The organism is Agrobacterium sp. ICMP 6402 (genome assembly GCF_009498615.1).
In the GTDB taxonomy this organism is placed as follows: Bacteria; Pseudomonadota; Alphaproteobacteria; order Rhizobiales; family Rhizobiaceae; genus Agrobacterium; species Agrobacterium burrii.
Genome location: NZ_QSNV01000003.1, coordinates 310,646 through 324,410 on the forward strand (window position 1 = coordinate 310,646; position 13,765 = coordinate 324,410).

Below are 13,765 nucleotides of genomic sequence, written 5' to 3' on the forward strand. Positions count from 1 at the left end.
CACTGTCGTGTAGCAATTTCTTTATTGCAACGGCATGACGTGGGCTATGGAAAAAGCTGTCTTGAACCTGTCTTAACCGTTCGAATCAAACCTTTTCCACAAATCCATCCAGCACGCGCTTTTGTCCGGCGCGGTCAAAATCGATGGTCAGCTTGTTGCCCTCGATGGCGGAGATATTGCCGTTGCCAAACTTCATGTGGAAAACGCGGTCGCCGACGAAGAATTTCGACGGCGTATCGGCAACGGACTTGGCCACCAGCTCGCCGTCGATGGTGCGCGTGCGCGGGCCGCTTTCGCCATAACCGATCCGCTCGACCGCATGGCCGGAGCGTGTGCCCCAGTTATCGCGGGTGGCGTCCGACTTGTTGGCCTGCGCCCGTTTCCAGCCGGGGGTGGAATAATTATTGGCGAAGGGTTCCGCCTTGTCGAAGCGGGACTGGCCATAGCCGCCGCGTCCGCCATAACCGCCGTAATTGCTGTCGGAGGCCGCGACATCCACATGGGCGGGCGGCAGTTCTTCCAGAAAACGCGAGGGCAGGGTGGATTGCCATAATCCATGGATACGCCGGTTCGACACGAACCAGATATGGCAAAGCTTCTTGGCGCGGGTGATGCCGACATAAGCAAGACGGCGTTCTTCCTCGAGACCGGAGCGGCCGCCTTCGTCCAGCGCCCGCTGATGCGGGAACAGGCCTTCTTCCCAGCCGGGCAGGAAGACGGTGTCGAATTCCAGACCCTTGGCGGAATGCAACGTCATGATGGATACGGCATCCAGTTCCGCATTCTGCTCGGCGTCCATGACGAGTGCGACATGTTCGAGAAATCCGCGCATGCTTTCGAAGGATTCCATCGAACGGATAAGTTCCTTCAGGTTCTCCAGCCGTCCCGGTGCTTCGGCGCTTTTGTCGGCCTGCCACATGGCGGTGTAACCGCTTTCGTCGAGAATCTGCTCGGCAAGCGTCGTGTGCTCGGTATTTTCCAGGAGGCCCTGCCAGCGGCGGAAATTCTGCACCACGTCGAACAGTGCCTTGCGTGCCTGTGGTTTAAGCTCGTCGGTTTCGATGATGTCAGCTGCCGCCGCCAGCATGGGAATATCGCGAGCGCGGGCGTAGGCATGTAAAGCGCTTTTAGTTGTGTCGCCAATACTGCGCTTGGGGGTGTTGACTATCCGCTCGAAAGCAAGGTCATCGGCCGGTTGGCAGACAACACGAAAGTAGGCCATGGCATCGCGGATTTCGAGGCGCTCATAAAAACGCGGACCGCCGATGACGCGGTAATTGAGGCCAAGCGTGACGAAACGGTCTTCGAATTCGCGCATCTGGAAGGAGGCGCGAACGAGGATGGCCATGTCGTTCAGCTTGTGGTTCTTGCGCTGGAGCTGCTCGATTTCTTCACCGACGGCGCGGGCTTCCTCTTCGGAATCCCAGGCAGCATGCACCATGACCTTCTCATCGTCCGGGCTGCTGCGCTCGGTGAACAGCGTCTTGCCGAGACGCCCTTCATTATGGGCGATCAGATGGCCGGCCGTTCCGAGAATATGTTCGGTGGAACGGTAGTTGCGTTCCAGCTTGATGACCTTGGCGCCGGGGAAATCCTTGTCGAAACGCAGGATATTATCCACTTCGGCCCCGCGCCAGCCATAGATCGACTGGTCGTCGTCGCCAACGCAGCAGACGTTCTGCGGTTCGCCTTTCGGGCGCTGCGCAAGCAGCCGCAGCCACATATATTGGGACGTGTTGGTGTCCTGATATTCGTCGACCAGAATGTAACGGAACTTCTGGTGATATTCGTTCAGGATATCGGTGTGACGACGGAAGATGCTGATCGGGTGCAGCAGCAGATCGCCGAAATCGCAGGCGTTCAGCGTTTTCAGCCGCGCCTGATAGGCGGCATAGAGTTCGCGGCCCTTGCCATTGGCGAAGGCACGGCTGTCGCCCTCCGGAATATCCGGCGGCGTCAGGCCCTTGTTCTTCCAGCCGTCGATCATGCCGGCGAATTGTTTGGCCGGCCAGCGCTTGTCATCAAGACCTTCGGCCTGGATGAGCTGTTTCAAAAGCCGCACCACATCATCGGTATCGAGAATGGTGAAATCCGACTTCAGGCCGATCAGTTCGGCATGGCGGCGCAGAAGCTTGACACCGATGGAGTGGAAGGTGCCGAGCCACGGCATGCCCTCAACGGCGCCACCGACCAGAACGCCGACACGTTCCTTCATCTCGCGGGCGGCCTTGTTGGTGAAGGTCACGGCGAGAATCTGGCTGGGATAGGCGCGGCCGGTCGCCAGAATATGGGCAATGCGGGTGGTCAGAACGCGGGTCTTGCCGGTGCCGGCGCCGGCCAGCACCAGAACAGCGCCATCCAGCGTTTCCACGGCCTCACGCTGTTCCGGGTTGAGGCCCGAAAGATAGTCGGGTGTCGGCCGGGCCTGATCGCGCGCCGCCATGGCGCGCGCGGCAATGCCAAGCCCGCCGCCGCCTTCCGAAGGGGCATTGTTCGTCGCCCTGCGCGGCGTCACGGGTTCTTCATCGAAGAACGGCATATCGTCAAAACTATTGCTCATGCGGCCCAATGTAGTGATTCGGTATGTAAAGGCCAGAACTCTGTTCTGCTTTTATTCCGGTATCAACCGTCAAAACGCCTATTCCAAGGCATTTTCTTTGCGACGTGCTGGAGAACACGACGCAAAACAGCAATGGCGCAGATCCGGTCGCGACGTGAGTAGCAGCGGTTTCAGCTGGGATGCTCAATCCTTTACAACGCGCGCTTCTTTCAATTTCTTGAGGTAGATCGCGCATTGTTTCGAAGTCAGTCCCGGCGACCTATCTGATTCCCACAATGCAATAAGCTCATTGATGTTGAGATAAGGTTCGAGGTAAGGCGCGGCCTTGTCGGCTATCAGGCCAGAAACTTCATTCGCCAATGCAATTGGATCTGTTGCGCCGGTAATCTCCCACCATTTGTCATGCGGCTCCGGCAACAGCCGACCTATTCTTAACCTCAAATGGCCATCTGTGCTTGTCGTCTTTTCCAGGTGAGAGCACGATCCTTCCTGAAGTTCGCCATAAACAACTGCGAGATTGACGGTGAAAAGCAATCTTTCCGATGTGTTGGACCTGCTTTTCTGAAATTCGATGATTGCAACATTGTCGTCCATCCTCTTCCTGAGGGAGTTACGGCGTTTGACAAATCCGCTGTTCACGACTTTTCCAGCGGACGAACCAATGACGTGCTTAAAAATATCTGGAATGGGGTTAAGCTTCGTCATCTATCTCTCACAATGGATTGCAGGTTTAATCATTCACTTTAAGCCTGCCTGTCGGCATCGAAAGCGGCATCCACCGGCAATTGCAGTGCCACGGCGAGCTGGTTGGTCTTGGCGGCAAGGGCGATGACACGCAGCAGGTCGGCATGCTGTTCGGTGGTCATGCCCTTGGCTTTTGCGGCCGCCGTGTGGGAATGGGCGCAATAGGAGCAGCCATTGGTGACGGAGACGGCGATGTAGAGCATTTCCTTCACCACGGGATCGAGCGCCGAAGGTGTCGCCATCACGGCCTTGACCTCGGCCCAGGTCTTTTCAAGCAGGTCGGGATCAAAGGCGAGATAGAGCCACATATTGTTGATGAAATCCGATTTGCGGGTGGTGCGGATATCATCGAACACCGCCTTGACGCGCGGGTCGGCTTCAGGGTTTTCGGTTCTCGATACGGTGCTCATGGCTTCCTCCGGGGGTGGTTTTCGGCTTTTAGAGTAACCGATCGGCGGAGATTTGCGACAGAAACGGTTGCGCGATGCTTTCCGACGAAAATTCATCACAAATTACAATTATGTAAGGAACGGTTTTGTGCGTTGCCTTCGTCAAGGCAAGCAGGAATACTTTGCGCGTTCCAACGGGGTTCGGTTTGGAACTCCTTTTACTGAGCGGATCAACCGGAGAAATATATGCGGGTCTGGAAACAGGTGGGTGTCAGTGTTGCCGTGGTGGGAGCGGGGCTCTGTCTTTGGGGCTTTTATTCGCCCGAAGCCCGCAATGTTCTCGCTGCTATCGGGCTTGGCAAAATGCCGGCCGGTGCGATCGAGGTTGCCGCATCCGGCGCCGGAAGCCCTAGCACGCCAGCGGGCCAGAATGCCGGCGGTGCGCGTCGCAACAGCAACGCGACCCTGGTGGTGATGGCTCCCGTCAAAAAAGGCACGGTCAATGATCGCCTGAATGCCATTGGCAACGGCGAGGCGATCCAGTCGGTCGTCGTCATGCCGCAGGTCTCCGGCACCGTTTCGGAAATCCGCACCTCCTCCGGTGCCCGCGTCGTGAAGGGGCTGGTCCTTGCAAGGCTCGATGATGAGGAGCAGGTGATCGAACGGGACAAGGCGCAGGTCACGCTGCGCAGCGCGGTTGAAAAATCCAGTTCCTATAAGAACCTGAAATCCGTCTCCCGTCTTGACGTGCTGGATGCGGAGATTGCCGAAGAGGCTGCCAAACTTGCGCTGAGCACTGCTGAGTTGAACCTTAAGCGTCGCGACATCGTCGCGCCGATCGAAGGCGTTGCGGGTATCGTCGCTGCCAATATCGGTGACAATGTCACCACGCAATCGACCATCGTCAGCATTGACGACCGCTCCGAAATTCTCGTCAATTTCTGGGCTCCCGAGCGTTTCGTAACCGCGATCAAGGTCGGCATGCCGGTGGAAGCGACGTCGATTTCCCGGCCCGGTGAGACCTTCAAGGGTGAGATCGAGGCCGTCGATAACCGCGTTGACGAGGCAAGCCGCACGATCCGCATCCGGGCGAAGTTTGGCAATGAGAAGGATGAGCTGAGGGCCGGCATGTCCTTCGGCGTCACCATGCGTTTTGTCGGCGAAACCTATGCCTCGGTCGATCCGCTGGCCGTGCAGTGGGACGCGGAAGGCTCCTATGTCTGGCGCGTTGCCGACAACAAGTCGCACAAGGTGCGGGTACAGATCGTGCAGCGCAACCCCGATGCGGTTCTGGTCAAGGCCGAGTTGGCGGAGGGCGAGCCTGTTGTGATCGAGGGTCTGCAGCGTGTGAGAGAAGGCGGCGCGGTCCGCGTCGGCAATCAGCCAAAGCCTGAAGAGGTTGCCAGCCAATGACGACGCAACCGCCTGCCGGTCAAGATTCCAAGATCGCCTTTACCGCCTTGTTCGTCCGCCGGCCTATTCTGGCGGCGGTTCTCAACACGTTGCTGGTTGTTGCCGGCCTTGCCGCGCTGGTCGGCGTCGAAGTGCGCGAACTGCCTGATGTCGACCGACCGACGATCAGTGTCAGGACCACCTATGAGGGGGCGGCACCCGAGACCATCGATCAGGAAGTGACGCAGACCATCGAAGGCGCGGTTGCGCGTGTCAGTGGCGTCAAATCCATCTCTTCCAATTCGCAGTTCGGCACAAGCCGTGTGACACTGGAATTCGGCGACAATGTCGATCTGCCGGTTGCCGCAAACGACGTGCGCGATGCCATCGGCCGCGTCACCAACCAGCTGCCTGACGATGCCGACGAGCCGCAGATCATCAAGGCGGATTCCGACAGCCAGCCGATCATGCGCCTTGCCGTCACCTCGACCACGCTCAGCATGGAAGACCTGACCAAGCTGGTGGATGACGAAATCATCGATCGTCTGGCCGCCGTTGACGGCGTGGCGGATGTGGAGCTTTACGGCGATCAGGAAAAGGTTTTCCGCGTCGATCTCAATCAGGCGGCACTTGCCAGCCGTGGGCTGACGGTCACGGATGTTTCGAACGCGCTCGCGAGTGCTGCCCTTGACGTGCCGGCGGGGTCGCTAAAAAGCACGACGCAGGACATCGTCGTGCGCGCCACGGCCAGCCTGACGAAGCCCGAAGATTTCTCCAATCTTTTGATCAAGAACAATATTCGCCTGAGGGACGTCGCGACCGTCATGCTGGGCGCGGATGATGAATCCACCTCGCTGCGTTCCAACGGCGTGCAGGGCGTCGGTCTCGGCGTCATCCGGCAGGCGCAATCGAACACGCTCAGTATTTCCACGGGCGTGAAGGCCGCTGTCGACGCCATGTCGGCCAACCTGCCGGAAGGCACGCGTATCGTTGTCACCAGCGATGACGCCGTCTTCATCGAAGGCGCGCTGCGCGAGGTCGAACTGGCGCTCGGACTTTCCGCGCTTATCGTCGTCGTCGTACTTTACCTGTTCCTGCGCGACTGGCGCGCCACACTCATTCCCGCGATCACCATGCCAGTGGCGCTGATCGGCACCATTGTCGCCATCTATATGGTCGGCTTTTCGGTCAACATCCTGACGCTGCTCGCCATCGTTCTGGCGACCGGTCTGGTTGTCGACGACGCCATCGTGGTGCTGGAAAACATCGTGCGCCGCCGCACGGAGGGGATGGGGCCGCGGGCCGCAGCCGTTCTCGGCACGCAGGAAGTCTTCTTCGCGGTCATCGCAACGACGGCGACGCTTGCCGCCGTGTTCATTCCGCTTTCCTTCCTGCCGGGGCAGCTTGGTGGCCTGTTCCGCGAATTTGGCTTCGTGCTGGCCTTCGCCGTGGGCTTGTCTTCAATTGTGGCCCTGACGCTTTGCCCGATGCTGGCCTCGCGCATGCTCAAGGAAGGGTTGAAGGAACCGACGGGACCGCTTGCCTGGTTCGGCAATGTCTTTGCCTCCACCTATAAGACGACGCTTGCCGCCTGCCTCAACAATCCGCTGATTGTCATCGTTGTGGCGCTGATCTTTTCCGGCCTGTCGTGGATCGCCTTCGGCATGATCCAGAACGAGCTGACGCCGCGCGAGGACCGTGCATCGATCATGATGCGGGTGACAGCGCCGCAGGGCGTCAGCCTCGAATATACCCGCGACCAGCTGCAGCGGATCGAGGAAAACCTGCAGCCACTGCGCGACAGTGGCGAAATCCGCAATATCTACTCCATCACCGGCATGAACGGGTCTTCCAATACCGGTTTCATGGTGCTGACGCTCGCCCCGTGGGCCGATCGTGAGCGCACGCAGAACCAGATCGCTACCGACGTCACCTCCGCTGCCAACAGCGTACCGGCGCTGCGCGGCAATGCGATGCAGCCGAACAGCCTCAGAATTCGCGGTGCCGGCAACGGGTTGCAGATGGCTATGGTCGGCAGCAATTATCCGGCGCTGACGGCGGCGACGCAGAAATTGCTGCTTTCCATGGAAGAAAGCGGCCTGTTCGACACGCCGCGCTTCGACAACGAGCCCAATCAGGCGCAAATCTCCGTCTCCATCGACCGTGAACGCGCGTCGGATCTCGGTATTGATATCACTGGCCTGTCGCGCGCCATGCAGTCGCTGCTGGAAGGACGCTCGATCGTCGATGTCTTCGTGGATGGCGATGCGATCCCGGTGCGGCTCCTGTCCTCCACCCGGCCGATCAACGATCCGACCGATCTTGAAAACGTCTTCCTGAAAACGGGCGACGGCAAGATCGTGCCGATGTCGGTCATTGCCACGCTCAAGGAAAATGCAGTTGCCCCGCAGCTGAACCGCGAGCAGCAGCTTCCCTCCGTCGGCTTCACCGCCAACCTCAAGGACGGCGTTTCGCTTGGTGAGGCCCTTCAAAAGGTGAATGAGCTGTCGCAATCGGTAATGCCGCCCGGCGCCCGCCTGCTGCCGCTCGGTGAAGCGGCGACGCTTGAGGAAAATTCGAGCGGCATGTTGCTGACCTTCGGTTTCGCCATCGCCATCATCTTCCTCGTGCTCGCCGCACAGTTCGAAAGCGTGCTGAGTTCGGTTATCATCATGTCCACGGTGCCGCTCGGTCTTGCCTGCGCGGTCATCGCGCTGCTGGTTACCGGATCGAGCCTCAACGTCTATAGCCAGATCGGTCTCGTGCTGCTCGTCGGTGTGATGGCCAAGAACGGCATCCTCATCGTCGAATTCGCCAACCATCTGCGCGATCAGGGCGCCACGGTGCGCGAAGCCATCGAAAAGGCCACCAGCATCCGCCTGCGCCCCGTGATGATGACGATGATCGCCACCATTCTCGGCGGTGTGCCGCTGGTGCTGGCGCAAGGAGCGGGTGCGGAAGCGCGCATCGCGCTCGGCTGGGTCATCGTCGGCGGTCTCGGTTTTGCGACACTGGTGACGCTTTACATCACCCCGGTCTCCTATCTGCTGATTGCCCGCTTCGCCAAGCCGCAGGCGGATGAGGAAATCCGCCTCCACCGCGAACTGGAACTTGCCGCTCGTCGCAAGGCGCTGGAGGAAGACAAGCCGCTGCTTGCGGCGGAGTAGAACGAGGTTTTCGCTAAACCGCGTCCGGCGCAATTCCGATGCTGGACAAAGGGTTAACCTTATCCCATACCACCTGACGGAATTTCGTAACGGATCTGCTCCGTTACGGGCGGATGTTGCTGTGGAGATGGATGATGGCGCTGAAAGATGTGGTGGCGGGTGAGCGGAACGAAGAGGGTATTGCCTCAGTGCTCGCAGTGCTAAAGCAGCAGCTGGGCGAAAGGCTCCAGACCGGACAGGCGTTTCGCGAGCAGCACGGCCACACCACAACTTACCTGACCCTGCAGTCGCCGGATGGCGTGGTCTTTGCCGAAAGCGCTGACGATGTGAAGGCCGTGGTGAAGGCCTGTGCGCAATATAAGGTGCCGGTCATTCCCTTCGGAACCGGGTCTTCTCTGGAAGGCCAAGTCAATGCGCCGAATGGCGGAATTTGCATCGATTTCAGCCGGATGAATCGCATCATTGAGGTGAATGCCGAAGATCTTGACGTGACGGTGGAGCCGGGCGTGACGCGCGAGGACCTGAATGTCTACCTGCGCGATACCGGCCTGTTTTTCCCGATCGATCCGGGCGCCAACGCCTCGATCGGCGGCATGGCCTCGACGCGCGCCTCCGGCACCAATGCCGTGCGCTACGGCACGATGAAGGACAATGTGCTGGCCGTCACCGCCGTCGTTGCCAATGGTGAGGAAATCCGCACCGCGCGCCGCGCCCGCAAGTCGTCCGCCGGTTACGATCTGACCCGGCTTTTCGTGGGTGCGGAGGGGACGCTCGGCGTCATCACCTCGGTCACGCTGCGCCTGCAGGGCATACCGGAAAAGATCGCCGGCGGGGTTTGCACCTTCGATAGTATCAAGGCGGCGTGTGACGCCGTTATCATGACGATCCAGATGGGCGTTCCGGTTGCCCGCATCGAATTGCTTGATGAGGTTCAGGTGCGCGCCTGCAATGCCTATTCCGGTCTGAACTACGCAGAAAAGCCGACACTTTTCGTGGAGTTTCACGGCACGGAAGAGACAGCGGCGCTGCAATCGCAGCAATTTGCCGAGATCGCAGCCGAATGTGGCAGCGTCGATTTCCGCTGGACGGGCGATGCGGCCGAGCGCAACAAGCTGTGGAAGGCACGGCATGACGCCTATTGGGCCTCGCGGGCGCTCGCGCCTGACCTCGACGGGCTATCGACCGATGTCTGCGTGCCGATTTCAAGACTGGCCGATTGCGTGGTGGAAACGCAGCAGGATATTGCTGAAAACGGCTTCTTGGCGCCAATCGTCGGCCATGCGGGCGACGGGAACTTTCATGTCCTTATTCTGTTCGATGGCAAGAATGCCGAAAGCGTTGCGAAAACCGAAGCGTTCGTCGCCCGCCTCAACCGCCGGGCGATCGCCATGGACGGCACCTGCACCGGCGAACATGGCATCGGCCAGGGCAAGATGAGTTTTCTGGCTGAAGAGGCAGGAAATGCGCTGGATGTGATGCGCACCATCAAAACGTCGCTCGATCCGGATAATATCTTTAATCCGGGCAAATTGTTCCGTCTTGTCTGATCATCCTCACATTTGATTGGTACAAAAGGCTGCTTGCCGTTAAGGCAGAAAAGAATAGGTTTGCAGCGTTCGCGAAGGGAGATGCAGGTCAGTGCTCGGGCGTATTCTGGTTTTTCTGGGCGGACTGCTGGCCTTGGTGCTGTTTTCGGCGCTGCTCATTCCCTATTTCGTCGACTGGACGGATTTCCGCCGCGATTTTGAAGACCAGGCAAGCCGCATTCTGGGCAAGAAGGTGGTGGTGCACGGTCGTGTCGAGGCGCGTATCCTGCCTTTCCCTTCGGTGACGCTGCATGATGTGCGCGCCGGAACGGATGCGGATGGATCGCCGCTGATCCAGGTGGCGCGTTTTTCCATGGATGCCGAGTTGGCACCTTTCCTTTCCGGCGAGGCGCGCATCTTCGACATGCGCATTGAGGAACCCAAGGCCAAGATCCGGCTGTTGAAAGACGGCACGCTGGACTGGATGCGTGGCAGCCGGGCGGAAATTCCCGCCCGCACCGTGGTTCTGGAAAGCGTGCAGATCGAAGGCGGGCAGATCGAATTCATCGACGAGCAATCCGGCCGCAACCGTGTCGTGACCGGCCTTAACGCCGACATGTCCGCCAATTCGCTGGCCGGGCCGTGGAAGGCGGAGGGGCGTGCTGCCGTTGACGGGCATCCGGGTTCCTTCTCGCTCTCCAGCAGCGAGCCGGATTATGCCGCTGGCCGCATGGGCCTCAGGGTGCGCGTGGTGCCGGATGAACATCCGGTCGAGGTCGATCTGGACGGCGCGATTGCCGCGACGGCCGGAAAGCCTGCCTTTAGCGGCTCTTTCTCGTTTATCTTCCGCGAAGACGAAAAGCAGAAGCAGCAGGCCGGGCAATCGCTCTTTTCTTCGCCGCGCACCCGCGGCAGTTTCGAACTGACGAACGAAAGTGTGCGCATCCCGAGCTACCGTATGGAACTCGGCGGCAGCGAAAATCCTTACGTCGTGACCGGCGAGGCGACGCTTGATACCGGTGCCAAGCCAGAATTCCTGCTGACGGCGGATGGCCAGCAGATCGATGTCGCCCGCTTTGCTCCACCCGTCGTGCAAACGGGCAAGACCTCGCGCCAGCCCACCGTCTCGGTGCGCCAGCGCATCGAGGCCTTTGCGGCCATGGTGGCGCGCATTCCGGTGCCGCAGGTGCCGGGCAAGGCGAGTATCAGCCTTCCGGCGCTGGTTTCCGACGACACGACCATTCGCGACATCCGGCTGGATGTGCGCCCGGAAGGCAGCGGCTGGCAGGTGGTGAATGCGGTTGCGACGCTGCCGGGCAGGACGCAGCTGGAAGCCAAGGGATCGCTGACATTGCTTGGCGGTCCGGCCTTCAACGGTAATCTGCTGCTGGCCTCCAACCAGCCATCGGGGCTCGCCAACTGGCTTTCCGGTTCGGTCGATCCGGCGATCCGGCAGCTCAACGCTGCTGGTTTTTCTGCCGATGTTTCGCTGACGACGCTCAACCAGCGGTTCAACAATCTCGAGCTTGCCATCGGCGACGCTTCGCTGAAGGGTGAGCTGGAGCGGCGCTCCGATGGCAAGACCTCCAATCTTTCCATCGATCTTGCCGGCAATGAAATCGATCTCGATGCGCTGAAGGCGCTCGGCAGTCTGGTGCTGGGCGATCAGGTTGGAAGCTCGGTTCTCGATCATCGCATCGATGCCAAGTTCAAGGCCGACCGGTTCAACATGGCCGGGGTGACCGCAAACCATGTCGAAACCGCTTTCACCATGGCTGGTGGTGTTCTGACGCTCGAAAACATGACGGCCGGCGATATTGCCGGCGCCGAGGTCAAGGCCACAGGGCAGCTGCAGGGCTCATTGCTGAAATATGCGGGCAAGGGCACGGTGAACCTGCATGCGACGGACATGCAGCCGTTCTTCACCATGTTGCAGCAGAAGCTGCCGAACCACCCGTTCCTCAGCCGTCTGGCGGCGAGTGCGCCCTGGTACGCCAATTCGGACCTTGCCATGGATGTCTCGGTCAACAGCGACAATGGCGGGGCCAATGTGGCCGTGTCAGGTACCGTCAATGGCAGCCGCCTGTCGGCCGTTGCCAAGATGCCGGATTTCCTGTCGATCACCGATGATACGGCGATGTCGCTGGAAGCGGTGTTGAAAAACCAGTCGACGGCGATCCTGTTCGGACAGGCGGGGCTTGACCCGTTGCCGTTCGATGCGGATGGCGAGGGGCTTCTCTCGGTCAAGCTCAATGGCACGCTCGGCTCACCCGCCCAGACCGATATCCGCTTCTCGACGGAGCGGACGCATTTTTCGATGAATGGTTCGTTTGCCGTTGCTGCCGCCAATTTTGGCGAAGGCAGCGCGGATGTGGCGCTCGAAAGTGCTGATATCGAGCCCTATCTCATCATGAATGCGGTGGGGTTGCCGCAACTCGGCGGCGGCATGGCCGTGAAGGCCAATGCGAAAGTGGCGATCGACGCGCAGAAAATCGCTTTTTCCTCCGTTGGCGGGCAGGTGGGTGGCAATCCGTTCTCCGGCAATCTCGCGGTTCAGCGCGCCGCGCCTTATCCTGTCAGCGGTGATCTGTCGGTCAGGACCGCCGATCTCGCCTGGCTGGGGGATGCAATCTACGGGCCGGTGATCGATCCGGAAAGCGGCGCGCTCAACGCCAAGCCGCTGGCCATGGCCGCTTTCCCGCAGCTCAAGGCCTCGGTGTCGCTGAAAGCGGAGAATTTCGAAGCGGGTCCGTTTGGCACGATCACGGGTCTGGCGGCCAAGGTCACGCATGATTCGGGCAGTCTTTCGCTCGATGATGTCACTGGCGGTTTCATGGGCGGCAAGCTGACGGGCCGGCTTGCCATGTCCACGGGTGAAGGGGCGGGGATTTTCCGCACCAAGATCGCGGTGACCGACGCCAATCCGGAGCCTATCCTGTGGGCGAACGCCAATGGCCCGGTGGCGACCGGCCGGGTTGCCATCGACCTGACGGCCGAATCGACGGGCAAGAGTGTCGGCGAAATTCTGAAATCGGCGGGTGGTTCAGGTGAAATCCGTGCTGGCGGGCTGGTGCTGAAGGGGCTCAATCCCGGCGCCTTGCCGCCGATCCTGCAGGCGGCGGATGGTTTGCAGCAGCCGATCGATGCGCCCAAAGTGCGGCCGCTGGTGGACCAGAACCTGTGGCAGGGTGAAATCGGGCTCGGTGATGTGGCTCTGCCGTTCTCGCTGAATGGCGGTGCGCTTCATTTCCAGAATCTGCGCGCCGGGATCGATCCGGTGACGCTTGCCGGTGATGCGACGGTGGATATTGCCGCATCGACCGTGAATGGTGATCTCGATCTTCTCTTCAATCCCGGTGCCGAGGCGGTTGCGGGAGCCGAACCTTCGCTACGCCTTAACTATAACGGTCCGCTGGCTGCGCCTGCATTGACGACCGATGTTTCGGCACTCAGCAATTACCTGTCGCTCAGGGCTTTCGAAAAGGAGCGCCGCCGGGTGGAAGCCATGCAGGCCAGCGTTCTTGAAAAGCAGCGCCTGCGCCGCGAAGTGGCGCTTTACCGCTCCCAGGCGGCCGAGCGGCAGGCTGAAAAGGAGCGGGTGGAGGCGGAGGCTAAAGCAAAGGCGGAAGAGGAGGCCCGGCTGAAGGCTGCGGCCGAGGAACGTCTTCGCCAGGAAAAAGAACAGCAGGAACGGTTGCAGCAACAACAGCAGCAGCAGCCCGTGCCCGAGCGGCAATCTGCGCCAGTTCTGGTCGTGCCGCCGACGGAAAATGCGATCCGGGACCTGGCGCCGGAAAATGCGCCAGTCAATCCATAGCCTGTTTGAAAAGTGAAGGTAGATCGCATTTAGATTTGCAGGATGTGGAATCTGGCACCCAAAAACGGGGTCATTCCTTTTCCCGGGGATCTATGGCCATCGTTGCGCCCGGTTGCGCGACCTCGGTCAAGCCAGAGGAAGGGTGTCTGGCAACGGCTCATGACATTGGC

7 protein-coding genes are annotated in these 13,765 nt (G+C 60.1%); 4 read left to right on the forward strand and 3 right to left on the reverse strand.

The genetic code is table 11. The annotated features are described in order from the left end of the window. Positions 1-85: 85 nt before the first annotated feature. The 3 genes from DXT96_RS12650 to DXT96_RS12660 all read right to left on the reverse strand — a co-directional run bounded on the left by DXT96_RS12650 (position 86) and on the right by DXT96_RS12660 (position 3,714). Positions 86-2,560 (reverse strand): ATP-dependent helicase, encoded by a 2,475-nt coding sequence (locus tag DXT96_RS12650; protein WP_153515068.1) that lies wholly within the window; start codon positions 2,558-2,560, stop codon positions 86-88. Positions 2,561-2,743: 183 nt separating this feature from the next. Continuing rightward, positions 2,744-3,265, reverse strand: coding sequence for a DUF4304 domain-containing protein (locus tag DXT96_RS12655; RefSeq protein WP_153515069.1), 522 nt, complete (start codon positions 3,263-3,265; stop codon positions 2,744-2,746). A 38-nt stretch (positions 3,266-3,303) separates the two neighbouring features. After that, positions 3,304-3,714 carry a carboxymuconolactone decarboxylase family protein gene (locus DXT96_RS12660; protein WP_153515070.1) on the reverse strand — a complete coding sequence of 137 codons (411 nt, stop codon included), beginning with the start codon at positions 3,712-3,714 and terminating at the stop codon, positions 3,304-3,306. 225 nt (positions 3,715-3,939) lie between these two features. Here DXT96_RS12660 and DXT96_RS12665 point away from each other — a divergent pair, with 225 nt between their 5' ends. The 4 genes from DXT96_RS12665 (at position 3,940) to DXT96_RS12680 (ending at position 13,595) form a co-directional block, all read left to right on the forward strand. Further along, on the forward strand, positions 3,940-5,106 hold the full coding sequence (locus tag DXT96_RS12665) for an efflux RND transporter periplasmic adaptor subunit (RefSeq protein ID WP_153515071.1): 1,167 nt from the start codon (positions 3,940-3,942) through the stop codon (positions 5,104-5,106). After that, positions 5,103-8,252 (forward strand): efflux RND transporter permease subunit, encoded by a 3,150-nt coding sequence (locus DXT96_RS12670; RefSeq protein ID WP_153515072.1) that lies wholly within the window; start codon positions 5,103-5,105, stop codon positions 8,250-8,252. Before DXT96_RS12665 ends, DXT96_RS12670 begins: the two co-directional genes overlap by 4 nt. A gap of 134 nt (positions 8,253-8,386) precedes the next feature. Next, on the forward strand, positions 8,387-9,799 hold the full coding sequence (locus tag DXT96_RS12675) for an FAD-binding oxidoreductase (RefSeq protein WP_153515135.1): 1,413 nt from the start codon (positions 8,387-8,389) through the stop codon (positions 9,797-9,799). A 91-nt stretch (positions 9,800-9,890) separates the two neighbouring features. Beyond that, on the forward strand, positions 9,891-13,595 hold the full coding sequence (locus DXT96_RS12680) for an AsmA-like C-terminal region-containing protein (protein ID WP_371418854.1): 3,705 nt from the start codon (positions 9,891-9,893) through the stop codon (positions 13,593-13,595). Positions 13,596-13,765 lie beyond the last annotated feature (170 nt).

Excerpts from the sequence above, each read along its gene's own strand:
- DXT96_RS12665 (WP_153515071.1), top strand. The coding sequence starts at position 3,940 with ATGCGGGTCTGGAAACAGGTGGGTGTCAGTGTTGCCGTGGTGGGAGCG.
- DXT96_RS12650 (WP_153515068.1), bottom strand. The coding sequence starts at position 2,560 with ATGAGCAATAGTTTTGACGATATGCCGTTCTTCGATGAAGAACCCGTG.
- DXT96_RS12670 (WP_153515072.1), top strand. The coding sequence starts at position 5,103 with ATGACGACGCAACCGCCTGCCGGTCAAGATTCCAAGATCGCCTTTACC.
- DXT96_RS12675 (WP_153515135.1), top strand. The coding sequence starts at position 8,387 with ATGGCGCTGAAAGATGTGGTGGCGGGTGAGCGGAACGAAGAGGGTATT.
- DXT96_RS12655 (WP_153515069.1), bottom strand. The coding sequence starts at position 3,265 with ATGACGAAGCTTAACCCCATTCCAGATATTTTTAAGCACGTCATTGGT.
- DXT96_RS12660 (WP_153515070.1), bottom strand. The coding sequence starts at position 3,714 with ATGAGCACCGTATCGAGAACCGAAAACCCTGAAGCCGACCCGCGCGTC.